General features: G+C 44.7%; 27 protein-coding genes. 19 read left to right on the top strand and 8 right to left on the bottom strand.

The window, feature by feature from the left end; genetic code table 11:
* Positions 1-22: 22 nt before the first annotated feature.
* On the bottom strand, positions 23-535 hold the full coding sequence (gene fabA, locus ABD943_RS09520) for a 3-hydroxyacyl-[acyl-carrier-protein] dehydratase FabA (RefSeq protein ID WP_345292955.1): 513 nt from the start codon (positions 533-535) through the stop codon (positions 23-25).
* Positions 536-889: 354 nt separating this feature from the next.
* On the opposite strand from fabA, the gene ABD943_RS09525 reads away from it, so the two are divergent.
* Both ABD943_RS09525 and ABD943_RS09530 read left to right on the top strand, forming a co-directional pair.
* Positions 890-2,749 carry a DUF885 domain-containing protein gene (locus tag ABD943_RS09525; RefSeq protein WP_345292956.1) on the top strand — a complete coding sequence of 620 codons (1,860 nt, stop codon included), beginning with the start codon at positions 890-892 and terminating at the stop codon, positions 2,747-2,749.
* Positions 2,750-2,868: 119 nt separating this feature from the next.
* Complete coding sequence (locus tag ABD943_RS09530) at positions 2,869-3,507, top strand: peroxiredoxin-like family protein (RefSeq protein ID WP_345292957.1); 639 nt, start codon at positions 2,869-2,871, stop codon at positions 3,505-3,507.
* Positions 3,508-3,599: 92 nt separating this feature from the next.
* Here the strand turns inward: ABD943_RS09530 and ygfZ are convergent, their stop codons facing one another.
* Positions 3,600-4,520, bottom strand: a complete 921-nt coding sequence (gene ygfZ / locus ABD943_RS09535; RefSeq protein ID WP_345292958.1) for a CAF17-like 4Fe-4S cluster assembly/insertion protein YgfZ — start codon at positions 4,518-4,520, stop codon at positions 3,600-3,602.
* Positions 4,521-4,681: 161 nt separating this feature from the next.
* Between ygfZ and ABD943_RS09540 the strand changes: the two genes are divergently transcribed.
* On the top strand, positions 4,682-4,936 hold the full coding sequence (locus ABD943_RS09540; RefSeq protein ID WP_345292959.1) for an FAD assembly factor SdhE: 255 nt from the start codon (positions 4,682-4,684) through the stop codon (positions 4,934-4,936).
* On the top strand, positions 4,917-5,369 hold the full coding sequence (locus ABD943_RS09545) for a protein YgfX (RefSeq protein ID WP_345292960.1): 453 nt from the start codon (positions 4,917-4,919) through the stop codon (positions 5,367-5,369). The genes ABD943_RS09540 and ABD943_RS09545 overlap by 20 nt, the downstream gene beginning before the upstream one ends.
* 8 nt (positions 5,370-5,377) lie before the next feature.
* Here ABD943_RS09545 and nadB read toward each other — a convergent pair whose 3' ends face one another.
* Positions 5,378-6,973, bottom strand: a complete 1,596-nt coding sequence (gene nadB / locus ABD943_RS09550) for an L-aspartate oxidase (protein ID WP_345292961.1) — start codon at positions 6,971-6,973, stop codon at positions 5,378-5,380.
* 264 nt (positions 6,974-7,237) lie between these two features.
* On the opposite strand from nadB, the gene rpoE reads away from it, so the two are divergent.
* From rpoE to ABD943_RS09615, 13 genes are all read left to right on the top strand, one after another.
* Complete coding sequence (rpoE, locus tag ABD943_RS09555) at positions 7,238-7,828, top strand: RNA polymerase sigma factor RpoE (RefSeq protein ID WP_345292962.1); 591 nt, start codon at positions 7,238-7,240, stop codon at positions 7,826-7,828.
* Between the two features lie 233 nt (positions 7,829-8,061).
* Entirely contained in the window at positions 8,062-8,706 is a 645-nt protein-coding gene (locus ABD943_RS09560) for an RseA family anti-sigma factor (RefSeq protein WP_345292963.1), read from the top strand.
* Positions 8,707-8,796: 90 nt separating this feature from the next.
* Positions 8,797-9,288, top strand: a complete 492-nt coding sequence (locus tag ABD943_RS09565) for a SoxR reducing system RseC family protein (protein WP_345292964.1) — start codon at positions 8,797-8,799, stop codon at positions 9,286-9,288.
* A 121-nt stretch (positions 9,289-9,409) separates the two neighbouring features.
* Positions 9,410-10,702 (top strand): Do family serine endopeptidase, encoded by a 1,293-nt coding sequence (locus ABD943_RS09570; protein WP_345292965.1) that lies wholly within the window; start codon positions 9,410-9,412, stop codon positions 10,700-10,702.
* Between the two features lie 213 nt (positions 10,703-10,915).
* Complete coding sequence (gene lepA / locus ABD943_RS09575; RefSeq protein WP_345292966.1) at positions 10,916-12,721, top strand: translation elongation factor 4; 1,806 nt, start codon at positions 10,916-10,918, stop codon at positions 12,719-12,721.
* Complete coding sequence (lepB, locus tag ABD943_RS09580) at positions 12,721-13,623, top strand: signal peptidase I (RefSeq protein ID WP_345292967.1); 903 nt, start codon at positions 12,721-12,723, stop codon at positions 13,621-13,623. The genes lepA and lepB overlap by 1 nt, the downstream gene beginning before the upstream one ends.
* Positions 13,624-13,673: 50 nt before the next feature.
* On the top strand, positions 13,674-14,069 hold the full coding sequence (locus ABD943_RS09585) for a DUF4845 domain-containing protein (protein ID WP_345292968.1): 396 nt from the start codon (positions 13,674-13,676) through the stop codon (positions 14,067-14,069).
* A gap of 21 nt (positions 14,070-14,090) precedes the next feature.
* Complete coding sequence (rnc, locus tag ABD943_RS09590; RefSeq protein ID WP_345292969.1) at positions 14,091-14,786, top strand: ribonuclease III; 696 nt, start codon at positions 14,091-14,093, stop codon at positions 14,784-14,786.
* A gap of 11 nt (positions 14,787-14,797) precedes the next feature.
* On the top strand, positions 14,798-15,718 hold the full coding sequence (era, locus tag ABD943_RS09595) for a GTPase Era (RefSeq protein ID WP_345292970.1): 921 nt from the start codon (positions 14,798-14,800) through the stop codon (positions 15,716-15,718).
* Complete coding sequence (gene recO / locus ABD943_RS09600; RefSeq protein ID WP_345292971.1) at positions 15,715-16,434, top strand: DNA repair protein RecO; 720 nt, start codon at positions 15,715-15,717, stop codon at positions 16,432-16,434. Before era ends, recO begins: the two co-directional genes overlap by 4 nt.
* Positions 16,435-16,475: 41 nt before the next feature.
* Complete coding sequence (gene pdxJ / locus ABD943_RS09605) at positions 16,476-17,225, top strand: pyridoxine 5'-phosphate synthase (RefSeq protein WP_345292972.1); 750 nt, start codon at positions 16,476-16,478, stop codon at positions 17,223-17,225.
* Complete coding sequence (gene acpS, locus ABD943_RS09610; RefSeq protein ID WP_345292973.1) at positions 17,207-17,596, top strand: holo-ACP synthase; 390 nt, start codon at positions 17,207-17,209, stop codon at positions 17,594-17,596. The genes pdxJ and acpS overlap by 19 nt, the downstream gene beginning before the upstream one ends.
* Before the next feature lie 36 nt (positions 17,597-17,632).
* On the top strand, positions 17,633-17,935 hold the full coding sequence (locus tag ABD943_RS09615) for a hypothetical protein (RefSeq protein ID WP_345292974.1): 303 nt from the start codon (positions 17,633-17,635) through the stop codon (positions 17,933-17,935).
* A 39-nt stretch (positions 17,936-17,974) separates the two neighbouring features.
* Here ABD943_RS09615 and ABD943_RS09620 read toward each other — a convergent pair whose 3' ends face one another.
* Complete coding sequence (locus ABD943_RS09620; protein ID WP_345292975.1) at positions 17,975-18,805, bottom strand: SDR family oxidoreductase; 831 nt, start codon at positions 18,803-18,805, stop codon at positions 17,975-17,977.
* A complete protein-coding gene (locus ABD943_RS09625) occupies positions 18,805-19,284 on the bottom strand; it encodes a glutathione peroxidase (RefSeq protein ID WP_345292976.1) in 480 nt (159 codons plus the stop codon). Before ABD943_RS09625 ends, ABD943_RS09620 begins: the two co-directional genes overlap by 1 nt.
* A gap of 120 nt (positions 19,285-19,404) precedes the next feature.
* Here ABD943_RS09625 and ABD943_RS09630 point away from each other — a divergent pair, with 120 nt between their 5' ends.
* Together ABD943_RS09630 and ABD943_RS09635 are read left to right on the top strand one after the other, a co-directional pair.
* Entirely contained in the window at positions 19,405-20,817 is a 1,413-nt protein-coding gene (locus ABD943_RS09630) for a M28 family peptidase (protein WP_345292977.1), read from the top strand.
* 69 nt (positions 20,818-20,886) lie between these two features.
* A complete protein-coding gene (locus ABD943_RS09635; protein ID WP_345292978.1) occupies positions 20,887-21,627 on the top strand; it encodes an enoyl-CoA hydratase in 741 nt (246 codons plus the stop codon).
* A gap of 38 nt (positions 21,628-21,665) precedes the next feature.
* Here the strand turns inward: ABD943_RS09635 and ABD943_RS09640 are convergent, their stop codons facing one another.
* The 3 genes from ABD943_RS09640 to dapE are packed head-to-tail and all read right to left on the bottom strand — an operon-like array spanning position 21,666 to position 23,673.
* Entirely contained in the window at positions 21,666-21,806 is a 141-nt protein-coding gene (locus tag ABD943_RS09640; protein WP_345292979.1) for a hypothetical protein, read from the bottom strand.
* Between the two features lie 10 nt (positions 21,807-21,816).
* A complete protein-coding gene (locus tag ABD943_RS09645; RefSeq protein WP_345292980.1) occupies positions 21,817-22,530 on the bottom strand; it encodes a M15 family metallopeptidase in 714 nt (237 codons plus the stop codon).
* A 6-nt stretch (positions 22,531-22,536) separates the two neighbouring features.
* Positions 22,537-23,673 (bottom strand): succinyl-diaminopimelate desuccinylase, encoded by a 1,137-nt coding sequence (gene dapE / locus ABD943_RS09650; RefSeq protein ID WP_345292981.1) that lies wholly within the window; start codon positions 23,671-23,673, stop codon positions 22,537-22,539.

Here is a 23,673-nt window from a genome sequence, read left to right on the forward strand (position 1 = left end):
TTCGGTATTGTATCGCTTTTTACTAGAAATTGTCTGTGGATTCGAACAAGCCCACGCGCAAATCTTTAGTGGTGTAGATTTCTTTACCATCGACCAGCATTTTTCCATCAGCGATGATGAGTTTCAACTTTCTTGTGATCACACGTTTAATATCAATGATATATGTGACCAGTTTGGCAGTCGGTAATACTTGGCCTGTGAACTTGATTTCACCGGAACCTAAGGCTCGTCCTTTGCCTGGCAAGCCTTTCCACGGTAGGAAAAAGCCCGTCAATTGCCATAGCGCATCAACGCCTAGGCAGCCTGGCATAACAGGATCAGATTCAAAGTGGCAGTCGAAAAACCAGAGGTCTGGCTTGATATCCAGCTCTGCCACTATCTGGCCTTTGCCATAAGCACCGCCAGTTTCTTCAATTTTTGTGATTCGATCCATCATTAACATGTTGGGTAAAGGTAATCGCGCGTTTCCTTCGCCAAATAATTTTCCGTGACCGCAATCCAGCAGCTCTTGCTTGCTGTATGAAGATTTTTGCATAAGGAGAAACTCAAAGTGTTAGAGTTAACACATTCCGAAATTGAACCCCTATTATGCCTTATTTTATCGGTCCATCTGGTTCGAACAGTTGGCTTTATCAAGGTTTTATCATTGATTCTGGCTATCAGCCGAATACCGCGGTTAGCTGATATCCATGCCTATTCCCAATGGTCGCCTTTCATCGCAGAAATATTCGCTTTTTCTGTTGCAATACTTTGTTACCACTTCCTTTTGTTTTGAATTTTGTCAGTCGGTATAGTTGTTGACTAGGTTACGACAATAACAACCACATATATAGCTATAACCTATTGATAATTATAGCTTATAAGCCAATATATTGATGAGGAGTCCTCGATGAAATCACTCAAATTTCAAGTATCAGCTATCGCCATGGCCGTGATGTTAACAGCGTGCGGCAATGATGATACTTCTAAAGATACTGCTGCCGCTCCCATGACTGCTGAAACTCAGCAAGTCAAAAGCGAGCAAACGGCCGAAAATAAAGCTGAGCAATCAGAAGCTGAAAAGGCTAAAGCCATTTATGAAGCCTATTGGGAAGAAAACTTAAAGATGAACCCACTAAATGCAACATTTATGGGGGATGATCGCTACAACGACACATTGGGGGATTTCGGCTCGGAAAAAGGTCGTGCAGAAGCTTTGGCTTTCAGCAAAAAATACCTGAAAAAAATACAAAGCATTGATGAATCCAAGCTTGAAGGACAAGCCCTTCTGAGCTACCAAATTTTTAAGAACGAGCGTCAGGCTGAGATTGAAGGTGTTGAATATCCTGATTACATGCAACCGATCCAGCAGTTCTATAATCCGTTTAACTTTTTCGCGATGCTGGGCTCAGGCCAAAGTGCGCAACCGTTCAATACGGTTAAAGATTATGAGAATTGGTTGAGCCGACTGAATGAAGCCTATGAGGGCGTTGACGTTCTGATCAATAACATGAAGACGGGTATGGATAATGGGGTTGTTCAACCGAAGGCGTTGATGGTTAAAGTATTGCCTCAGCTTAAAGCTCATATGGTCGATGATGTTGAACAAAGCCTGTTTTATAAGCCGATCGAGAATATGCCTGAAAGCTTCTCGCCAGAAGATAAGCAGCGTTTAACCAAAGAATACGTGAACACCATTAAAACCATGGTGGTTCCGATGTATACCCGCATGCACAACTTCATTCAAGACGAGTATATTCCAGCAGCTCGTGATACTGCTGGCATGGTGGAGTTACCGAATGGTAAAGCGTGGTACGCTTATAAAGTTAAGCAAACGACTAGCACTGACTTAACCCCTGATGAAATCCATCAGATCGGTTTAGATGAAGTGGCTCGAATTCATAATGAAATGAAGGGCGTCATGAAAGAGGTTGGTTTTGAAGGATCGTTGCAAGAGTTTTTTGATTTCACAAAGAATGATCCCCAGTTTATTTTCGACTCAAAAGAAGACATGCTTCAAGCGTATGAAGACTTAAGGGAGAAGTTGGATGAAACCGCGCCTGATTTGTTTAAGGTGATTCCAAAGGCACAGTTTGAAATTCGTGCAGTCGAAGCATTCCGTGAGCAGTCATCATCGTCAGCATCGTATCAACGACCAGCTCCAGATGGTTCGCGCCCAGGTATTTTTTATGTCAATACTTATGACTTAAGTGCGCGTCCAACGTGGACAGTAGAGTCGCTTTATTTGCATGAGGCGGTACCAGGACATCACTTCCAAATTTCCACTCAGCAAGAATTAAAAGATATCCCTGCATTCCGTCGCTTTGGTGGTACAACCGCCTTTATCGAAGGGTGGGGCTTGTATTCAGAGTCTCTAGGTAAAGAAATGGGGGTTTATACCGATCCTTACCAGTACTATGGTGCCTTGGGTGCTGAGTTATGGCGTGCTATTCGTTTAGTGGTGGATACTGGTATCCATGCCAAAGGTTGGACTCGTCAGGAAGTTTTAGACTATATGGAGCAGAACTCTGCGGCTGCTAAGGCTCGTCGTGTATCTGAGGCTGAGCGCTTTATGGCAATACCGAGTCAGGCGTTGGCGTATAAAATTGGGCAGTTAAAAATACGTGAATTGAGAACGCTGGCTGAAAAAGAGCTTGGCGACCAATTCGATATTCGTGAGTTTCACTATCAAGTCCTGAAAGATGGTGCTTTACCGTTGAATATTTTGGAAAGCAAGATTAAGAAGTGGATTAAGTCTCAACAGGCTTAATCGCGTTACTCTAGAGAAAAGCGGCCCTAGGGTCGCTTTTTTTATGCTTGCCTGTAACAAATGACGGCCGTGTGTCTCTAATGTGGTGTGTATACACCAAAACGATTAAGAAGGTATCTATGAAACGATTATTACAACTTACCGTGTTTTCCTTGCTGGTTAGCGCGACAATGGCTTTACCTGCGCTCGATCGGACCAAAGTGGCGGAAGACGCGAATGACGTTGCACCGCTAATGATAGGACAGAGTGCCCCGGACATTATTCTATTTTCAAGTGACGGTACGCCGTTTAAGCTGCGTGAAAAAATAGCTCAAAAGCCGACGGTGTTGCTGTTTTACCGAGGTGGCTGGTGTCCCTTTTGTAATGCTCAGTTGAGCCAAATTCAGGACGTTGAAGACGAATTAACCGACATGGGGTATCAACTCTTAGCGATTAGCCCAGATACGCCCACGGCCTTGCAAAAAACAAGCAAAGATAAAGAATTGAGCTATGAACTGATTTCTGATTATCAGTTAAAGGCCACGACTCAGTTTGGTTTGGCTTTCCATATCTCCGAAGACTATAACAGTAAAGTGAAGTCCATCGGTGGTAAAACGGCGCGTTTGGCTGGTGATGATAAGAGTACTTTGCCAGTACCGGCAGTCTATATTTTTGATACGGAGGGCATGATTCAATTTCAATATGCTAACCCAAATTATAAGGTAAGAATTAAGCCTGAACTATTGTTGACGGCAGCTCGACTGGCTTTGGAAGAGTAAGTCTAATTAGGATTTAAAAGGTTCGGCATTCAAAATAAAAAAGGCGCTATTGAAGCGCCTTTTTTTAGTAACGGTTTTGGGTTTATGAGCGATTACTGTAAAAGCTTTGCCCCAACTTTGTTATCGCCAATTGAAAGCTCTTCTTCCAATGCTGAATCATTCAGACTGATCAGCGCATAGCTCTTTTGATCAAAATGTGTGGTTCGGATAAGTTCTCCAACTTTCTTATCGTCTTGGTTATAGACTTTATCCAGTTCATTCAACTCTGCTTCCGACTCAACTGAGCAAAGCACCGAATGAGTCTTTAGTTTGCCTCGGTAGTGCATGCGGGCCACAATTTCTTGCCCCGTGTAGCAACCTTTATCAAAACTTACACCGCCTACTTGATGAAGTCCGATACTGTGCGGTAGGTGTTTTTCAATGGACTCTTGTTTAAACATAGGAATGTGGGCTTGCAGTTCAATGTAGTCCCAAGCATTCTTATCAGCCAAAGTCGTTCCAGCCAACATATTCACTAGCTCACTCGCACGTTCTTTACGGCTAATCAGGATTGATGCGTTAAAGAGGCTGTTCAGGTGAAGATCATAAATACCACCATGATTAGTGATAGATAAGACCTCTAGCTCCGCTGAGTGATTGCCTGGTGCTTTTTGAGTGTGTCCCCACAGCTCATAGTCTTTGCTCGCATCGACTAATTCGGTTTGAAAAAATGCTGCGTATTTGGATAAGGTTTCAATAACGTGAGACAGGTTTTCCTTGGGCAAAATCAGTAGGTAATTTTGCTCGAATTTCATGACATAGAACACACTGTGTAAGCGCCCCTTAACATTGCACAAGCCGCCAAGGCTGGCTTGATCATCTTTGATCAAGTTCATGTCACAAGTCAGCTGGCCTTGTAGCAATTTAAGAGTGTCTTCTCCTGACGCTTCGATGACGCCAAAACCTCCAAGTTCGCAGGCGATGTTTTGTAACTGTGGAATATGCTGAATCGCATCTTGATTGGTAAAGTTCATAATACCCTTATTGTCTAACCGTGTGCTCAGAGGCACGTGGGCTGAATGTCTATCTGTGGTGATTTTACTCTTAATCAATGACTTTTGCAGTGGAATTTCCAAATTGATGAGTTATAACGGTATAATTAACAAAAATTTCTATTAGCTTAAAGGGTCGTATCGTGACCGAGCAAGAATTAAAAAAATTACAGTGGGCGAGTCGCCGAGGCATGCTTGAACTCGATGTGGTGTTATTACCTTACTTACAGCAACACGGTAGCGACTTCACGCCGCCCGAGGTCATTCACTATCAGCAATTTCTGGAGGAAACGGATCCTGATTTATACGCTTGGATTATGGGCTTCGAAACGCCAAAAGAGGAATACGCTGAATTGGTGGCCTCGATAAAGCAGTTTGTTGAGCAACAAATCCGATAGTATGAACTTCCGCATAGAGCTGAAAACACCCAAAACCAGCCGCCAAGTGTTTGCCTTGATTTGGGTAGGGTTTCTGGTGTTATTTGTCGTGGCAGCCTTAATACAAGAGCATTGGACCTTTGCATTCATTGGTATGCCTGTCACTCTGCTCTTGGGTGCATGGCAGTTAAAAATGTTAAATGCTCTTTACGACGATATTACCGAAGTTATTTTTTATGAAGGTCAGTGGTTTATTCTTGAAGAAGGTTTAAAGGTTGCGATTGAAGTCAAGCAAGATAGCGTTAACTGGCCGCTTTGGATTACCTTAAAGTACCGACCGCTGGATCCTTCCAAACCGAAAGCTTTGAGGCAGTTAATCCTTTTTCGGGATGCGATGAAAGATGCAGACTTTAGGCATCTGTCGCGAACTTTAAAGTTCTATAAAGCCAAATAACACTCTGCTTAGTTTGGTGTTAATACAGAGTCTTTGGCATGCTCTAATCGCTCTGGATAATCCAAAGTGAAGTGCAGCCCCCGGCTTTCTTTGCGCTGCATGGCACATTTCACAATTAGTTCGGCGATTAACACCAAGTTTCTCAATTCAATTAAGTCGTTGCTGACTTTAAAGTTGGAATAGTACTCGTGGATTTCCTGCTGCAAAAGCTCAATGCGACGCATCGCTCTTTGTAAGCGTTTGTCGGTTCTGACAATTCCAACGTAATCCCACATCAGTTGTCTCAACTCGTGCCAGTTATGGCTTAACACAATTTCTTCATCGGAGTCAGTAACTTGGCTTTCATCCCATGGCGGTAAGATTGCTGGAATCGTAATCTCGTCCCACGACTGCTCTATGTGCTGTGCAGCCGATTGTGCATAAACTAAGCATTCCAGTAGCGAGTTGCTGGCCATTCGGTTTGCACCATGCAACCCAGTGAACGCGACTTCTCCAACGGCATAAAGACCGTCGATATCGGTTTTGCTATCGGTATCAACGCGGACGCCGCCACATGTGTAGTGAGCGGCGGGGACGACTGGAATGGCGTCTTTGGTAATATCGATGCCGAACTCTAAGCACTGCTTATAGATCGTGGGGAAGTGGCTTTTAATGAACTCTGGCTCTTTGTGAGAGATATCGAGATAGACACAGTCAAAACCGTACTTTTTGACTTCATGGTCAATGGTGCGTGCGACAATATCTCGCGGCGCTAACTCAGCTCTCTCGTCATATTCAGGCATAAAGCGCTCGCCATTAGGGCGACGCAATAGTGCGCCTTCGCCTCGCAGGGCTTCGGTAATCAAGAAGCTTCTTGCTTCTGGATGAAACAAGCAGGTTGGGTGGAACTGGTTAAACTCTAAATTGGCCACACTACAACCAGCACGCCACGCCATGGCAATACCGTCACCACTGGCAACATCGGGATTGGAGGTGTAAAGATAGACTTTACTGGCGCCACCCGTGGCTAACACCACAAAACGGGCGCGAATGGTTTCTACGCGATCTTTTGCTAGATTGAGGACATATGCGCCTTGGCAACGGTTGTGGTCTAAGCCGAGCTTATCGCCGGTAATTAAATCAACCGCAATATAGTTTTCAAGGATGTTGATGGTCTTCTCAGCTTGAACCGCTGCGACTAAGGTTGTGGAAACGGCTTTTCCGGTAGCGTCGTCGGAATGAATAATGCGTCTCTGGCTGTGACCACCTTCACGCGTCAGGTGATAGTGTTCATCTTCTTTGCTGAACGCGACACCACGCTCGATCAGCCATTCGATGGCTTCACGCGAATGTTCAACGGTGTAACGAACCGCATCTTCATGACATAATCCCGCCCCAGCAATCAAGGTATCTTCGACATGAGAGTCAACCGTGTCGTTTTCGTCCAAAACCGCGGCAATACCACCTTGGGCATAAAATGTAGAGCCTTCGGTAACTTCAGCTTTGCTGAGGACGGTGATGTTACCTTTATGAGCTAAACGTAAAGCCACGGATAGACCGGCAGCGCCGCTACCGATGACCAAAACATCAGTGGAGTGGATAAGATCCTGATTAGCGTGAGACATTGAATTTTTACCGTGATGGAACTTTTCTTGTGTTAACTAGGTCTGTGTTCTTTACGAACCAGTGGAAACGAAACAGTTTTCCTAGCAAAATAAGCAATAAGTTAATGCGGACTTTACCACAGTCACTTGTTTTCAGTTAGTTTTTTCTATAAAACTGGAGATAACAACAAGGCATTAAAACACCACATAAATATGATATTTGCCCTGCAAATATAACAAGAACGGGGACAATGATGAGAAGTGTACTATTAAGTAGAGGACGATATGTCTGAGGCTGACGTCGACTCAGAGCTCGTAAAGCGCGTCCAAAATGGCGACAAGAAAGCCTTTGATATGTTGGTTACCAAGTACCAGCAGCGCATTATGAATTTAATTTCTCGCTTTGTGCGTGACCAAGACGAAGTGATGGATATTTCACAAGAAGCTTTTATCAAGGCTTATCGTGCGCTGCCCAATTTCCGAGGCGACAGTGCTTTTTATACTTGGCTGTACCGTATCGCGATTAATACAGCGAAGAATTTTTTAGTGTCACAGGGGCGTCGTCCGCCGGGCAGCGATATAGATTCGTCCGATGCTGAGCAATACGACGGTGGGGATGCCTTGAGAGATTCAGGCAGTCCAGAGCGTTTGATGTTTCGTGATGAAATCAAAAAATTAATTTTCAAAACTATCGACGAACTTCCTGAGGACTTGCGCACCGCGATTATGCTGCGTGAGATTGATGGCATGAGCTATGAAGATATTGCTGAATCGATGGATTGTCCGGTGGGGACCGTGCGCTCCCGAATCTTCAGAGCGCGTGATGCGATTGACCAGAAGATAGCGCCTTTGTTAGAACAGGGCTGGCGTTCATAGTTTGAACGAAATCCGTTGACTGAAAATAAGCTGAATACACAAACTTTTTTACAAAAAGTGTGAACTTTTTACACTAGGCCCAGTCAATTGGTATGAGAAGTAAAAAGCAATTTTGTAGTGTTGACGTATAAATAGTTAATAATTCAATGGTTTGCGATGCTTTTTCGGATAGTTTAAGACGAGTGGTTTACTCGTGGTCTAAAAAAGCGTGATAAAAGTTAAAGGTAAAGGTAATGAGCAAGACAAAGCATTTTGATAAAGAGATTTTATCTGCCTGGGTTGATGGCAAGGCTGACCAAGATGGTCAAGAGCCAAGCCTAGAGCAGGGCAGTGAGTCTATGGCTACTTGGTCTCGTTACCATGTCATTGGACAGGTGATGCGTGATGAGGCGCAGCATTTGGACTTGGACATTTCGGCTAAAGTCAGTCAAGCGGTCGCTCAAGAAGAGACCCACAGCGTTGCTGAAGTGACTGATGAGGTCGCTGATAATGTGATTCCATTCCCTTCTCGAGTGTGGAAACAAGCGGGCGGCCTCGCCATTGCGGCCTCTGTCGCTATAGTGGCACTGTTTAGCGTTTCTAACACTCAACCAACAGCTCCATCGACGCTGAGTACGTTCGCAGCGACAGATACGCAAACTTCCGGATCAACACTTAACGATCCAGTTTCAGTGGCATCAACCGCCGAAGCAGATCGCCAAGAGCTACAGACGATGCATGATATGTTTTTAAAGCATGAAGCGCTGAGTCGCAAAATTACTGGTGCCAGCAGCTTGCCAACGGTAAGAGTGGTCAGTAATCAAAAAGTCATTCCTGTTCAGGTGCCGATGCGCGTTCAAGACGAATCACAGACTTCCGAGGCTAGCGATCAAGAATAATCGTTAAGCCGTGTCTCATTGTAGAGTCCGGCGAGTAGGTGAATGGAAGCCAATAGGTTAGAATAAACCCATCGAAAGGTGGGTTTTTTTATGGCTGAAGACAGTATGTTTATAGAAGTGGGACAAGTCATTGCTGCGGAAGGAGAGACTGTTTGGGTGCAAACTCAGTCTAAGACCGGCTGTTCGAGCTGCAAAGTCAGTTCGACCTGTGGCAGTGGTATCGTTAACAAAGCTTTTTCTCATAAGGTTTTTGTCACACCTTTAAAAAATACATTAAATGCCCATATTAATGATGAGGTTGAAGTGGGTATTCCCGAAGATTTAGTGCTGAAGGCTTCTTTGGTAGTGTATTTACTTCCGTTAATCTGCCTGATCCTCGCTTTAGCTACTTCTTCTGTAATACTTCCTGACCTTACGGAGCTGGGTTCTATTATCAGTGCCGTTATTGGACTTGCTGTTGGCTTTATAGGCGTACGCTGGTTTGCCAGCCGTCAGTCCGCACAACAACAGTTAGAGCCTGTTTTGTTGAAAATTGTAAAGAGACCCATCGAGGTGACACAAGTCGTAACATCTACTGACTAGATGCTGTGAATAGTGTGGGAACCAGCGATGAACGATAGGCTCTAATAGGAGTACTAATTTTCAAAGGGGCAAAACCCCAGATGAAACTGTGTTAAAACAATCGTTGCGGAGAAGGCATACAATGTTAAAGCGTTTATTATCGGTAACTCTAATCGCGTGGTTGGTGGTTTTATCAGGCTGCGCACAAGCGGATTCTTTTCCTGATTTCACAAAGTTGGTAGATAAAGTTCAGCCCAGCGTTGTGAGCGTAAAAATTGAAGTGAAACGCTGGGGAAGGGTCGTTGGTCGGGGTGGTGGCTCAGGCTTTATCGTTGATGAAAGCGGGTATATCCTGACCAATCATCACGTTGTTGATGGTGCCGAAACTCCCGTAGTAAAACTCTATAACGGGCGTGAGTTTGACGCCAAGGTTGTTGGTAGCGATGCCAACACTGACGTTGCCTTACTTAAAATTGATGCGGGTGACTTGGAGCTGAGCGCACTTGAGCTTGGTACCACGAAAGATTTAAAAGTCGGCCAATGGGTATTGGCTTTCGGCGCACCATTTAACTTAGAGCAAACGGTAACGGCTGGTATTGTCAGCGCCAAAGGTCGTGGTGAAGTGGGCTCTCAATATGTTCCTTTCATTCAAACAGACGTTGCCATTAACCGTGGTAACTCAGGCGGCCCTTTGATTAACTTGGATGGTGAAGTCGTGGGCATCAACTCCATGATCTTCAACCCAATGATCAGTAGTGGCCTATCGTTCTCTATTCCTATCGACTTAGCGGATAACGTCCGTCAGCAGTTGTTAAAAGACGGAAAAGTAAATCGTGGGTTTTTAGGGGTGACTTTTGGCCCCATCGATCAAGACAAAGCGGATGCTTTTGGACTGACCGATGTCAGCGGTGCGTTGGTCACTCGAGTGCTCGCGGAAATGGCTGCGGATAAAGCAGGTATTAAAGTTGGTGACGTCGTTATTGCTGTTGATGGAAAAAGAGTTCGAAAATCTCAAGACTTACCCTTCTATATTGGGCAAATGCCTGCGGGTGAAGAGGTTGAGCTTACCATCGTGAGAAATGGCGATGAAGAAACCATCGAGGTGACTTTGAGTGATGCAAACGGTCAATTCACAGCAAGCTCGGATACAGGAAAGCAGGAACTCGGTATTGCGGTTACTGCGTTAAACCCCGATTTAAAAGAAGCAACGGGCATCGACAAGGGAGTCATCATTCGTGATGTTGAACGTGATAGTCCGGCTGCTCGAGCAGGGCTAAGTCAGGGTGACATCATTCAGAAGTTACATCGCACCGTGATTCGTAACCCAGAGGACTTTCAAAAGGCCGTGGCTTCGCTGCCTGAGAAGGGCAAAGTAGCCGTCCTCATTGTTCGTCAGGGAGTGGGTAGCGACTTCTTGGTGATTGAACTCGAATAACGAACCTCTCAAGGCCAGCTAAACACTAACTTAGCTGGCCTTTTCCATGGATTTAGCTAAAATAGGCCGCTTAATCTCAAACAAATTTCAAAACAGTCACTTATCAATTAGCTCTTAACTGTAATTTTAAAGAATAAATAACAATAAAGTCTTTATAATCAAAAGGTTAGGTGGTTGAGAGTTAACAGACTTAAAGGTTTTAGCGGAACATATATGGCATACACCGATTATATTCGTAACTTTTCCATCATTGCTCATATCGATCATGGCAAATCGACCTTGTCCGATCGATTGATCCAGCAGTGCGGAGGCCTTACTGAACGTGAAATGGCGGAGCAGGTTCTTGACTCGATGGACATTGAGCGCGAACGGGGCATTACCATTAAAGCGCAAAGTGTGACGCTGAACTACACGGCCAAAGACGGCCATACATACCAGCTCAACTTCATCGACACGCCGGGACACGTTGACTTCTCATACGAAGTGTCGCGTTCTTTGGCGGCTTGTGAAGGAGCTTTGTTAGTGGTTGATGCGGCGCAGGGTGTGGAAGCACAGACGTTAGCTAACTGCTATACCGCCATTGAGCAGGATCTGGAAGTGGTTCCAGTGCTTAATAAGATCGATTTGCCCGCGGCTGATCCGCTTCGTGTGATGCAAGAAATCGAAGATATTGTTGGCATTGAAGCCATGGAAGCTGTGCAGTGTAGCGCCAAAACTGGTGTCGGCGTTGAAGAGTTATTGGAAGCGATTGTTCGAGATATTCCTCCAGCCTCTGGCGATCCTGATGCACCGTTACAAGCTTTGATTGTTGACTCTTGGTTCGATAATTACCTAGGCGTTGTGTCGTTGGTTCGAGTCAAACAGGGAACCATCCGTAAAGGCGACAAGATGCAAATCATGTCGACAGGCAAGTCGCATTTAGTCGATCACGTCGGTATTTTTACGCCAAAGCGTCATGATACGGACATACTTCGTGCGGGTGAAGTTGGCTTTATTATTGCGGGTATTAAAGAGATTCAGGGCGCTCCGGTTGGTGATACGATCACCTTGGCGAAAGAAGCTGCGGACAAGCCACTGCCGGGTTTCAAGAAGGTAACACCGCAGGTTTATGCAGGCTTGTTTACTGTGAGTTCGGATGATTATGAATCTTTCCGAGATGCCTTATCAAAATTGAGTTTGAATGATGCCTCTCTATTCTTCGAGCCAGAAAATTCAACAGCACTTGGCTTTGGTTTCCGCTGCGGCTTCCTTGGGATGCTGCACATGGAAATTATCCAGGAGCGACTAGAGCGCGAATATAACCTTGATTTAATCACCACGGCACCGACGGTAATTTATGAGGTTGTGAATACCGATGATGAAATCGTGTATGTCGATAACCCATCCAAGTTGCCGCCATTATCCAATATTGCAGAAATTCGTGAGCCCATCTGTGAGGCGAATATTTTAGTACCGCAAGAGCATTTAGGCGCGGTCATAACCTTGTGCGTTGAGAAGCGCGGTGTTCAAACTCGAATGCAGTATGCGGGAAATCAAGTATCTTTGACTTATGAAATGCCAATGAATGAAGTGGTCTTAGACTTCTTTGATCGGCTGAAGTCGGTAAGTCGCGGTTATGCGTCGCTGGACTACAATTTTAAACGTTACCAACAAGATGAACTCGTCAGGCTGGACATTCTGATTAATGGTGATCGCGTTGACGCCTTGGCACTAATCGTTCATAAAGAACAGGCGCAATACCGTGGACGTGAGCTAGTTGAAGCCATGAAAGAAATTATTCCGCGCCAGATGTTTGAAGTCGCGATTCAGGCAGCGATTGGTAACCATGTGATTGCGCGTGCGACGGTTAAAGCGTTGCGCAAGAATGTTTTGGCTAAATGTTACGGTGGTGACGTATCGCGTAAGCGTAAACTATTAGAAAAGCAAAAAGCTGGTAAGAAGCGTATGAAGCAAGTGGGTAAAGTTGAAATCCCACAAGAGGCGTTCTTGGCGGTGCTTAATGTTGGTAAGGACAAATAATGCCGAGTATTTACTTTGATTTTGGGTTTTATTTATTAGTTGCAGCCTTGATCACAGGAGTAGTGACATTACTCGATAAATTTTGGTGGCAAAAAAAGCGCGTTGAAGCGGGCACCGTTAAGTACGACGAAAAAGGGAATGAAAAATACCCAGGGTTGATTGATATTTGCCGCTCCTTCTTCCCGATTATTTTCGTGGTTTTACTGCTGCGCTCTTTTTTATATGAACCGTACCGCATTCCATCCGGAAGTATGAATCCTGGCTTATATGACGGTGACTTTATTTTAGTCAATAAGTTTGCCTATGGGATTCGCTTACCAGCGTTTAACACTAAGTTGATTGATATCAGTGAGCCTCAGCGAGGTGACGTGATTGTGTTCCACCCACCGCATGAACCGCAACAAGCCTACATTAAACGATTAATCGGTGTTCCTGGCGATCGGATTGAGTGGGACCGTGGTACTTTGACCATTATCCCTCAATGCACTGATGCAACCACGACCAACGGTCAAGGTTGTGATCCGATTACTATTCAATCGGAATTCGTCTCTGATAAAGTTGAGGACTTAGTGCCTCAAGGTGAATATTTCGATACCTATCAAGAATCGATCAATGACAATAGCCATGATCTTATTTATGTGAGTAATGGTGTCAGCACAGGCCGAGTCAATAGCTTAGATGATCGCTGGACGGAAGTTGTGCCTGAGGGAAAATATTTTGCAATGGGCGATAACCGTGATGGTAGCCAAGACTCCCGAGCATGGGGTTTTATTCATGAAGAAGCCATCATCGGTAAAGCTGCCTATAAGTGGCTATTTGTGACATTTACTGACGAGCCAGTTTTATTTGGCAAACATCTACCAAAAGGTATATCCTTTAGTAGAGCAGGCGTCATAAACTAGTTTCTAACTATTTGAATATAAAGTCAGTTTACTGTTGAGGAGTATGGGGAATGTTTGGTCGACAACAAGCGAAGCGTAACATCATGAATAGACAATATCAGAATGGTATGACTGCAGCCGGTTGGTTAATTATCATGGCTATTGTTTTATTTTTCATGTACTTAGCGATTAAGCTTATACCAGCTTACATGGAGTTCTTCAGTATTAAGAGCTCGCTTGAGTCGGTCGCCGAAGAAACCAACTCCAACAGTAGTAAATCTGACTTACAACGTCTTATTTCAGGCCGTTTTAGTGTGAACAACATCGATATTATCAAAACAGACGACGTAGAAATTAAGGATATCACTGGCGGCAAAGCTTTATATGTCGAGTATGAAAATCGTATTTCTCTATTTGGCAATGTCAGTGCCTTAGTCGAGTTTAAACACGAAGAACCTTTAAATTAACGTGAGTCTTCAGCCGCCAAGATGAGTCATCGTCAACAACAAATCGATCGGTTTTGCAGTCATCTTGGCTACCAATTTTCAAACCGTAAGCTTATTGAAAAAGCATTAACTCACCGTAGCGCCTCGAATAACCACAATGAAAGGTTAGAGTTTTTGGGCGATGCGGTTTTGGGTATGGTTATCGCCAAAGCTTTATTCGCCCAGTTCCCCAAAGTCGACGAAGGGCAGCTTAGTCGCATGCGCTCGAGTTTAGTTAAAGGAAAAACGCTGGCCGTTATTGCTAAAGAAATTAACTTAGGTGACTATATTCATCTTGGTGAAGGCGAGCTTAAGAGTGGCGGTTTCCGCCGCGCTTCAATCTTAGCTGATGCCTTTGAAGCCGTTATAGGCGCAGTTTATCTGGACTCTGGCTTTGAGTCAGCAAATGGCTTGATTTTAGAGCTGTATGGCCAGCGACTCAGTGAAATGGACCCAGCTGAGGTCAAGAAAGACCCAAAAACACGCTTACAAGAATTACTACAGTCTCGCCAGTATTCGTTGCCTGAGTATGAGTTACTCAGTGTCACCGGCGAGGCTCACCAACAAACCTTTGAAGTGGTTTGTATTATCCCCGAGAAATCCATCAAAACGTTAGGCACTGGTAGCAGTCGCCGTAACGCTGAGCAATTAGCTGCTGATAAAGCATTTTCTGAATTACAAAAGGCGCTAGCGTCTTAAGTTGAACAAACATGAGCGATAAACCTGAAGAACAAAGCACTTTTCGATGTGGCTATGTAGCTGTTTTAGGACGGCCAAACGTTGGCAAGTCCACTTTGATGAACCATATTTTGGGGCAAAAAGTAAGTATTACCTCGCGCAAGCCGCAAACAACTAGGCATCGTGTGCTTGGAATTTATACCGATGACGAAGCTCAAATCTTATTTGTAGATACGCCTGGTATTCATCGTAAAGAAGCCCGCAGTATTAATCGTTACATGAATCGTGCAGCATCAAGTTCCATGGCCGATGTTGATGTTTTACTTTTTGTGGTTGATGGTACTCAGTGGACCGATGATGATGAGTTGGTGCTGGAAAAACTCTCCCACGCTAAAGGCAAGAAAATCCTGTTTGTGAATAAAGTGGATAAACTTGCCGACAAAGAAGACGTGCTGCCGCACATTGCACACATCACCGAGCAATGTGATTTTGATGCGGTATTTCCTGGTTCAGCACTACGCGGGCACAACCTTAAAGAACTGACTCAAACCTTAAAGCAGTGGTTGCCCGAAGGCGACTTATTTTACCCAGAAGATTACATTACCGATCGTAGTGAGCGCTTTATGGCTGCGGAGTTAATCAGGGAAAAACTGATGCGCTCTTTAGGCGAAGAAATCCCTTACTCGTCAACTGTCGAAATTGAACAGTTCAAATTTAATGATAAAGGTGTTTTACACATTAGTGGCCTAATTTTAGTAGAACGCTCGGGCCAGAAGGCTATTATTATTGGTAAGGGCGGGCAGCGCTTGAAGCAGATTGGGCGTGATGCAAGGATTGAAATGGAAGAGTTGTTTGACGCAAAAGTCTTCTTAGAACTTTGGGTCAAAGTTAAGGATGGTTGGGCTGATGATGAACGTGCTTTGAAATCGTTGGGGTACGATGATTATCGATGAACAATGTTGAGTTCGTTCAGTCATTCGTCCTTCACTCGAGGCCATTCAAGGAATCGAGTCTTATTCTAGAATTACTAACCTTAGATCATGGTCGCTGTAGTGTATTAGCGCGTGGCGTTAGGGGCAGTAAGAAAAACCAAAAAAGAGCGTTACTACAACCGTTCCAACCGCTGGTAATCAGTTGGGTTGGGCGTAGTGATTTAAAGACATTAAAAGCGCTTGAAGCAACCGCACCAAGCTATTCGCTAATGGGGATTCCAAGTTTGTCGGGTTTGTACATGAATGAACTCATGATCAAGCTGTTAATTCAATGGGATCCACATCCTGATATATTCGATGCGTATAAACGCTCACTCGTTCGGTTGAGTAACAAAGAAAATCCTTCAGTCGTACTTAGAGAATTTGAACTTGAGTTAATCGACGAGCTTGGTTATGGCATTGACTGGCAATACGATATTGACGGAGAGGCGCTGGATGATAATCTTGATTATGGTTTCTTGCCAGAGCAGGGCTTTGCGATAATCGCAAAGGCGCCTAAAGAGGCGTTAAAAGCGAGCGGCAAACATATAAAAGCGATCGGTAAACGTGACTGGGAGTTGAGCGGTAGTTTGGCGTTAGCGAGGAAATTATGCCGTACCATTATCGATCCTTTAGTCGGCTTCAAGGAACTCAATAGTCGCAAGCTTTTACAACAAACACTTGCTATTCAATCATAGGTTGCATAACCTTTCATTATTGCTTTTGTACGGAATATCACATGAAAAATCCAATTCTACTAGGGGTCAATATCGACCATATTGCAACGGTTCGCAATGCTCGTGGCACCAACTATCCGGATCCCATTCAAGCAGCTTTTGTGGCTGAGCAAAACGGGGCTGATGGTATCACGGTCCACCTGCGCGAAGATCGTCGTCACATTACTGATCGTGATGTTGAAATATTAGCTGGAACCATTCAAACCCGAATGAATTTAGAAATGGCCGTTACCGATGAGATGTTGAGCATCGCTGAAAAGGTTAAGCCAACGTATGTTTGTTTAGTGCCAGAAAAGCGAGAAGAGCTAACGACTGAAGGTGGCTTGGATGTTGCTGGTCAGGAAAACAAAATAAAAGATGCTTGCCAAAGAATGGAAGAAGCAGGCATTCAGGTGTCACTGTTTATCGATGCAGATGATAAACAAATTGACGCTGCTGCACGAGTAGGTGCACCTCTGATTGAGTTACACACAGGGCATTATGCTGATGCTGAGAGTGAACATTTACAAGAGCTAGAACTCGTTAAAATCAAGCGTGGTGTGGCTCATGCGGTAAGCCAAGGAATTCAGGTTAATGCCGGACATGGCTTGCATTACCACAATGTACAGCCGATAGCTGCGATAAAAGAAGTTGTTGAGCTTAATATTGGGCATGCAATCATGGGTCGAGCGCTGTTCAGCGGCTTGGATAGTGCGGTTGCTGAAATGAAAAAGCTTATGGTGGAAGCTCGTCAATGGCCATATTTGGGGTAGGCACTGACATTATTGCTCTAACTCGTGTCGAGCGATCGCTCGAGCGCCATGGCGATAAGTTCGCACAGAGGATCTTGTCAGCGCGTGAACTTGATGAGTATGCGATTAAAAGGAATAAGGTGGCATATTTAGCCAAGCGTTTTGCTGCCAAGGAAGCTATTAGTAAAGCCTTGGGTACAGGGATGCGCGAAGGCATTGATTTTAAACAGTTAATTATCATTAATGATGAGCTCGGTAAGCCTTGTGTGACGCTTGAAAATCAAGCTAAAGACTGGGCTGAGCGTCATAACATCGAAAACATTCATCTGAGCATCAGTGATGAAAAAGACACCGCTGTGGCGTTTGCTATTACTGAGCAGTTGACGTCCTGATAACATATTATAATAAGTAGAGTGATACACAGTTTTATGGTTAAACACGATAGCCCATCAAGCAGAAAGTCGTCAAATAATGCAGACATTGAACGAATCAAAGAGGTTGAAGAAAGTTTGCTGGATAGTGCCTTATCCGAAGAAGAGTCTGAGCAGTTAGGGGCGGAGCTCCCGGACTTACCTTACGATGATGAGCCGGTCAATCTGGACTATGATAATGAACCGGTTGTGGAGCGCAAAGGAAGTGGGCGCTGGGGCATTGTTGTGGTGATTGTGGTGTTGGCCGCTGCGCTACTGTTTTTCGACGAGATAAAACGTTCTGTAACGCAGCTTTTTTGAGGCCCTTTTTTTAAAGACCTTTGTTTGAAGATCGTTGACTTAGTCTAAGAATAAGTCCTTTTGGATCTGAGCTTCAAACTCAGGGCTATACGCATACTGGCTAAAATTAGTAACCTTCGCAGCTTTTAGCACTTCTTCATCAATCAGCCATAAACCTGTGTAGTTATTACTAGGGTGTGTTAAAACGACATAGGCGGCATCTGCCATGATTTCCGGCTTGCGCGCATAGTTTAAAGTGTCCTTACTACCAACTGCAAACTCGATAGCAGCTGTAGCAATGTAGGTTTGCGGCCATAAAGTATTCACAGCAATGCCATACGGCTTAAACTCGGCAGCCATACCTTTGCTCAAGATGCTCATACCATACTTAGATAGGGTGTAAGGGCTGAAGTCCTTGAGCCACTTCTCATCCAAGTTGACCGGCGGCGATAAGTTTAGAATGTGTGGATTATCGGCCTTTTTTAAGTAAGGTAGAGCATAGTGCGCTAAACAGTAAACCGCACGTGAATTAACTTGCTGCATTAAGTCATAGCGCTTGGGAGAAGTCTCCTCAACTTTAGTCAAGCTAATCGCCCCAGCATTATTAATCACGGCGTCAATACGGCCATATTCCTTGCCAATACGATCGCATAACTTTTTAACTTGAATCTCTTTGCGCACGTCCAGCGCAACAGGAATCGCCTTGCCACCCGCTTGTTCGACTTCTTCAGCTACAGTATGAATGGTGCCGGGAAGTTTGGGGTGTGGCTTATCGGATTTTGCGGCGATAACGATGATCGCTCCTTCCTTGGCAAAGCGAAGCGCCATTGAGCGGCCTATACCACGGCTAGCGCCCGTAATAATGATGACTTTTTGGTTTAAGCTAGGCATTAAAGCAGTTCCTTAATACTGTCTTTAAGGGCTTCAGGCTTTGTTACAGAGCCAAAGCGGTCAATGACCTTGCCATTTTTGTCCACTAAGAATTTGGTGAAATTCCACTTGATGTTTTTTGAGCCCAGTACCCCGGTTGCTTCTTTCTTGAGATAGTGATACAGCGGATGAGCAGAGTCGCCATTAACATCAACTTTTTGGAACAACGGGAAAGAAATCTTAAAGTTTAAGTCACAGAAGTCTTTGATTTCGTCATTTGAACCAGACTCTTGCTTTCCAAATTGATTGCAGGGGAAAGCGAGAATTTCCAGTCCTTGGCCTTCGAACTCTTGGTAAAGCTTCTCAAGCCCTTCATATTGAGGCGTAAAGCCACAGGCACTGGCCGTATTTACAATCAGTAACACTTTTCCCTGATAGTCCTTGAGTGAAACCTCTTGGCCGTTATTTAAAACTGCAGAGTAATCGTATATGGTAGACATGATTTTTCCTCGGGATAGCCTTTTAGCTACTCTAGCCTTTGGGCGTATTGGCGTCAATCGTGAGTAGTGAAGTTATCGAGAGGGATAAAGAAGATTCTAAATAATGTCAAAGAGAGTGCTATGAAACTGAAATATTTCCCTATAGCGATAATTGTTACATGCTTGACTACGCTAGATGTTGCCGCAAATCAAACACCGAGTTTCAGCAAAAAAGATTTAAAGATTGCTGCAGAACTTCGTGACCAAGCTTTAGAAGGCTCTAAAGACTACGAAATTGTTGAGTCCCTGACCACTGAGGTCGGGCCGCGAATGGCTGGCACGCCGGGTGATGCCGCTGCTGTAAAGTGGGGGGTAGCCAAGCTTAAGGAGCTCGGTTTTGATAAAGTATGGACTGAACCCGTCACCTTCCCAACGTGGAAGCGCGGGGTTGAAACTGCGGAGGTGATAGCACCTTACCCACAGCCGTTGGTGATTACAGCTTTAGGTTTTAGTGTGGCCACTTCAGAAGAGGGGTTAACCGCCGAAATCGTACAGTTTGATGATTTAGACGCTCTGGAAAAAGCACCCGACAATGCTGCTGAGGGTAAAATTGTTTTCATAAGGAACCGTATGGAGCGTGCTCGCGACGGTTCCGGCTATGGCCCTGCGGTTGCCGCCAGAGGCAGTGGTGCTTCTGAAGCAGCAAAGAAAGGTGCGCTAGGTATTTTGATTCGTTCAATCGGCACTGATACCGATAGGATGGCTCATACTGGCATGATGCGCTACGAGGAGGGGATTGAAAAGATCCCAGCGGCAGCACTGTCTGCGCCAGATGCTGATCTGTTAGAGAATATGATTCGTCGTGGTAAGTCGGTGACAGTAAGCATGACCATTGGTGCTAAAAGTGGTGATGCGTATACGAGTCATAACGTGATTGGCGAAATAACTGGCAGTGAGAAACCTGAAGAGTATGTCATCATCGGGGCCCACCTTGATTCTTGGGATTTGGGGACTGGTGCACTTGACGATGGTGCAGGGATTGGTATCACAGCGGCTGCTGCTAAATTGATACTGGGTTTACCACAACGTCCAAAGCGCTCAATTCGTGTCATTATGTTCGCTAATGAAGAGCAGGGGTTAGTTGGTGGTAAAGCTTACGCCGACGCTCATAAGGATGATGTACAAAACATTATCACCGCAGCAGAGTCAGACTTTGGTGCGGGAAAAATCTGGCGCATCGACTCGAAAGTTAAACCTGAGGCACTGCCTGCGGTGAAACAAATGGTTGAGGTGATGAAGCCGCTGGGTATTGCATACGGCAACAATGAAGCTGGAGGCGGCCCTGATTTGATCCCTTTGCGTGGCAAAGGCATTTCCGTCTTTTCATTGCGCCAGGATGGAACGGACTATTTCGACTACCATCACACGCCTAATGATACGTTGGATAAAATTGATCCTGAGGCATTAAGACAAAATACAGCTGCTTATGTCATTTTTGCGTACTTGTCGGCACAGTTTGATGGTGATTTCGGCTCAGGCTTTCATCAAAAATAGGTGAATCTATCTGCTCGGATGTGTTATCTTTTTGTTTTACTGATCTCATCAAATTAAAGAGGCCATGACATGTCCGAGTTAGTTACTTCTCAACTGATCAACAATGTATTACACATCGACTTTCACAGAGAAGACAAAAAAAATGCCTTAACCTCGGACATGTATGTTGCGCTAACGAAGGCGCTGACACAGGCTAAAAATGATGACGAGGTTCATGTCGTTTTGTTTAAAGGCTCTGAAGGCTGCTTTTGTGCAGGCAATGATATTGCAGACTTTTTACAACAGACCGTTCTGGATGAAGGGAGTCCAGTCTTAAAGTTCTTACAGGAAGTATCCAACTTTGATAAGCCGTTAGTGGCGGGCGTCTCGGGCCCTGCGGTTGGAATTGGCACCACGCTGCTGCTTCATTGCGATTTGGTTTACGCCACCGACAAGACTTATTTCAGTTTGCCTTTTGTCGATTTAGGTTTGTGTCCGGAAGCCGGTTCGAGTTATCTCTTACCTCGGCAGCTGGGCTATGTTCAAGCCGCTGAGTTGTTACTACTCGCAGAGCCATTTGATGCTGCAAAAGCAAAAGACTTGGGAATCATCAACGATGTGGTTGATGAAAAGGATTACCTAGGGTTCGCTCAAGAGAAAGCTGAGAAATTGGCTAAGAAACCTTCGCATGCGTTACGCGTTAGCCGTCAGCTATTACGATCCAACTCTGGGCTCGTCAGCAAGGCTATTGAACGTGAGGCTCGCAGCTTTTCGGAGCTATTGAATAGTGCAGAAGCGAAGGCTATCTTCAAAAAGTTCTTAGAGAAATAACCTGTATTGTCTATTGATGTTATCGCTCCTTGGTAACATCAATAGTCGTCTTCATCATCTTTATAAGGCTGTGGTTTAACGCCTTTAGGCACCTTAAACTTGTTGTTACGCTTTAACACAAACAAGGTAGCACCAATCACCAAAAAGATCAGTAGCGTGACTAAAATAGCTTTTAACATAAATACTCCTTCATTCTGTACAGATATTATAGACGTATTTTCTAACTAAGCTTTCGAGTCTAGACGTAATGTGTTCCTTACCACCAATCTCCATTTGACGCAGAGTATCTTTTAGAAACTCAAGCGGAAACTCATCAAGAGCTTTTTCGGCAATAGGTCTATAACTAATATGCCATGGTTCACAAGCAACGCCACCTTTATCTTCACGATAAGGCTTAAAAAAACCAAACTTCTCTAAGTTGTAATCAAGCCATTCATCAAGGCCTGAGCAAGGCCCTTTGTCTTCGAACTCTTCTTCAGTGAGCTGTACGTCATAACCTTGATCGATAGCTGCGGCATCAAAAACATCAAAATCTGTGCCCCAGTGATGGCGGCTGGTACCCGGGACTGCTGAGTAATGTAGGATAGCATTAACTCGCTCTCTGGGCGTTAACTCAAACGAGTTAACGGTGGTACCGTCGCGTAAATTCAGTTCAACGTCATTATTGAACTTGGAGTTCCAGATCTCTGCTTGACGCTCAAAGCTGCGATAGCTGCTGACAATACGCAAAGGAACCCCATCCATTTCAGACTGGCGGATAAGTTTTGCAATAGGAATTAAGACTTCATGGTGGCACTGAAATGTTTGTCCAAGTAATTCAGTGTTATTTTCAATGTTAAGAAGATGATCCTGATTTAAGCCTATGAGCTGCTCAGGCGTCATCATAGAATTGTTAACGCTCATATATGGTTACTTAGCCAATAGCTGTTGTAATACACCGTAATACACATCAACTAACTTTTTCAGATCGTCAATCTTGACGCACTCGTTGATTTGGTGAATCGTTTTGTTGACGGGGCCAATTTCGACAACTTCAGCCCCTGTTTTTGCAATAAAGCGACCATCGGAGGTTCCACCGCTGGTTAAGGCTTCTGCTTCAATGTTACAGGTTTGTTTGATGGCCTTCTTTGCAGCAGTAAGCAAATTACCCTCTGGCGTTAAAAAAGGCTCACCATTAAGTTTCCAATCAAGTTGGTATTGAAGCTGGTGCTTATTGAGAATATCAAGAACCCTCTGTTTCAATCCATCAGCAGTAGATTCGGTTGAGTAGCGAAAGTTAAACTCAACGTATTTTTCACCCGGGATAACATTGGTTGCCGTTCCTGCTTGCTCAATGGCGATTTGAAAGCTGGTTGGAGGGAAAAACTCGTTACCATCATCCCAGTGCTCTTCGGCTAAAGCATGAAGCGCCAGATAAGACTTATGAATCGCATTGTCAGCTAAATGAGGGTAAGCAACGTGACCCTGAGTTCCGAGTATTTTTAAAAAGCCGGTTAACGATCCTCTGCGCCCGTTTTTAATAACATCGCCTAGTTTTTCTGTGCTCGATGGCTCGCCTACGACACAGTAATCAATGGGTTGTTTACGATTCATTAACTCTTCAACAACTCGAACCGTACCATTGATAAAAGGGCCTTCTTCATCACTGGTGATCAAGTAGGCAATCGAGCCTTTGTGATCAGGGTGGTCTTGGACGAACTGTTGGGTCGCCGCTAACATTGCGGCCAGACTTCCTTTCATGTCCGCTGCACCGCGACCATGGAGATAACCGTCTTTTTCAGTCGCCTCGAACGGTGGCGTATGCCAATCTTCAAGATTACCAGTCGGCACCACGTCAGTGTGTCCTGCGAACACAAAAACAGGGCCTTCGGTCTTACCTTTACGCACTGACCAAAAGTTTTGCGTATCTTCAAAGTTCATTAATTCATGCTTAAAACCTTGTTGAGTCAATAATTCCATCATGAATTGTTGACAACCGGCATCAGTCGGCGTGACGGATTCACGATTGATGAGGTTGCTTGCGAACTTAATGACGTCAGTGCTCAT

The organism is Kangiella marina, from assembly GCF_039541235.1.
Taxonomy (GTDB): Bacteria; Pseudomonadota; Gammaproteobacteria; order Enterobacterales; family Kangiellaceae; genus Kangiella; species Kangiella marina.

What these genes read in the sequence shown, in the direction of transcription:
- fabA (WP_345292955.1), bottom strand. Translation starts at nt 535, where the DNA reads ATGCAAAAATCTTCATACAGCAAGCAAGAGCTGCTGGATTGCGGTCAC.
- ABD943_RS09525 (WP_345292956.1), top strand. Translation starts at nt 890, where the DNA reads ATGAAATCACTCAAATTTCAAGTATCAGCTATCGCCATGGCCGTGATG.
- ABD943_RS09530 (WP_345292957.1), top strand. Translation starts at nt 2,869, where the DNA reads ATGAAACGATTATTACAACTTACCGTGTTTTCCTTGCTGGTTAGCGCG.
- ygfZ (WP_345292958.1), bottom strand. Translation starts at nt 4,520, where the DNA reads ATGAACTTTACCAATCAAGATGCGATTCAGCATATTCCACAGTTACAA.
- nadB (WP_345292961.1), bottom strand. Translation starts at nt 6,973, where the DNA reads ATGTCTCACGCTAATCAGGATCTTATCCACTCCACTGATGTTTTGGTC.
- rpoE (WP_345292962.1), top strand. Translation starts at nt 7,238, where the DNA reads ATGTCTGAGGCTGACGTCGACTCAGAGCTCGTAAAGCGCGTCCAAAAT.
- ABD943_RS09560 (WP_345292963.1), top strand. Translation starts at nt 8,062, where the DNA reads ATGAGCAAGACAAAGCATTTTGATAAAGAGATTTTATCTGCCTGGGTT.
- ABD943_RS09565 (WP_345292964.1), top strand. Translation starts at nt 8,797, where the DNA reads ATGGCTGAAGACAGTATGTTTATAGAAGTGGGACAAGTCATTGCTGCG.
- ABD943_RS09570 (WP_345292965.1), top strand. Translation starts at nt 9,410, where the DNA reads ATGTTAAAGCGTTTATTATCGGTAACTCTAATCGCGTGGTTGGTGGTT.
- lepA (WP_345292966.1), top strand. Translation starts at nt 10,916, where the DNA reads ATGGCATACACCGATTATATTCGTAACTTTTCCATCATTGCTCATATC.
- lepB (WP_345292967.1), top strand. Translation starts at nt 12,721, where the DNA reads ATGCCGAGTATTTACTTTGATTTTGGGTTTTATTTATTAGTTGCAGCC.
- ABD943_RS09585 (WP_345292968.1), top strand. Translation starts at nt 13,674, where the DNA reads ATGTTTGGTCGACAACAAGCGAAGCGTAACATCATGAATAGACAATAT.
- rnc (WP_345292969.1), top strand. Translation starts at nt 14,091, where the DNA reads ATGAGTCATCGTCAACAACAAATCGATCGGTTTTGCAGTCATCTTGGC.
- era (WP_345292970.1), top strand. Translation starts at nt 14,798, where the DNA reads ATGAGCGATAAACCTGAAGAACAAAGCACTTTTCGATGTGGCTATGTA.
- recO (WP_345292971.1), top strand. Translation starts at nt 15,715, where the DNA reads ATGAACAATGTTGAGTTCGTTCAGTCATTCGTCCTTCACTCGAGGCCA.
- pdxJ (WP_345292972.1), top strand. Translation starts at nt 16,476, where the DNA reads ATGAAAAATCCAATTCTACTAGGGGTCAATATCGACCATATTGCAACG.
- acpS (WP_345292973.1), top strand. Translation starts at nt 17,207, where the DNA reads ATGGCCATATTTGGGGTAGGCACTGACATTATTGCTCTAACTCGTGTC.
- ABD943_RS09615 (WP_345292974.1), top strand. Translation starts at nt 17,633, where the DNA reads ATGGTTAAACACGATAGCCCATCAAGCAGAAAGTCGTCAAATAATGCA.
- ABD943_RS09620 (WP_345292975.1), bottom strand. Translation starts at nt 18,805, where the DNA reads ATGCCTAGCTTAAACCAAAAAGTCATCATTATTACGGGCGCTAGCCGT.
- ABD943_RS09625 (WP_345292976.1), bottom strand. Translation starts at nt 19,284, where the DNA reads ATGTCTACCATATACGATTACTCTGCAGTTTTAAATAACGGCCAAGAG.
- ABD943_RS09630 (WP_345292977.1), top strand. Translation starts at nt 19,405, where the DNA reads ATGAAACTGAAATATTTCCCTATAGCGATAATTGTTACATGCTTGACT.
- ABD943_RS09635 (WP_345292978.1), top strand. Translation starts at nt 20,887, where the DNA reads ATGTCCGAGTTAGTTACTTCTCAACTGATCAACAATGTATTACACATC.
- ABD943_RS09640 (WP_345292979.1), bottom strand. Translation starts at nt 21,806, where the DNA reads ATGTTAAAAGCTATTTTAGTCACGCTACTGATCTTTTTGGTGATTGGT.
- ABD943_RS09645 (WP_345292980.1), bottom strand. Translation starts at nt 22,530, where the DNA reads ATGAGCGTTAACAATTCTATGATGACGCCTGAGCAGCTCATAGGCTTA.
- dapE (WP_345292981.1), bottom strand. Translation starts at nt 23,673, where the DNA reads ATGAGCACTGACGTCATTAAGTTCGCAAGCAACCTCATCAATCGTGAA.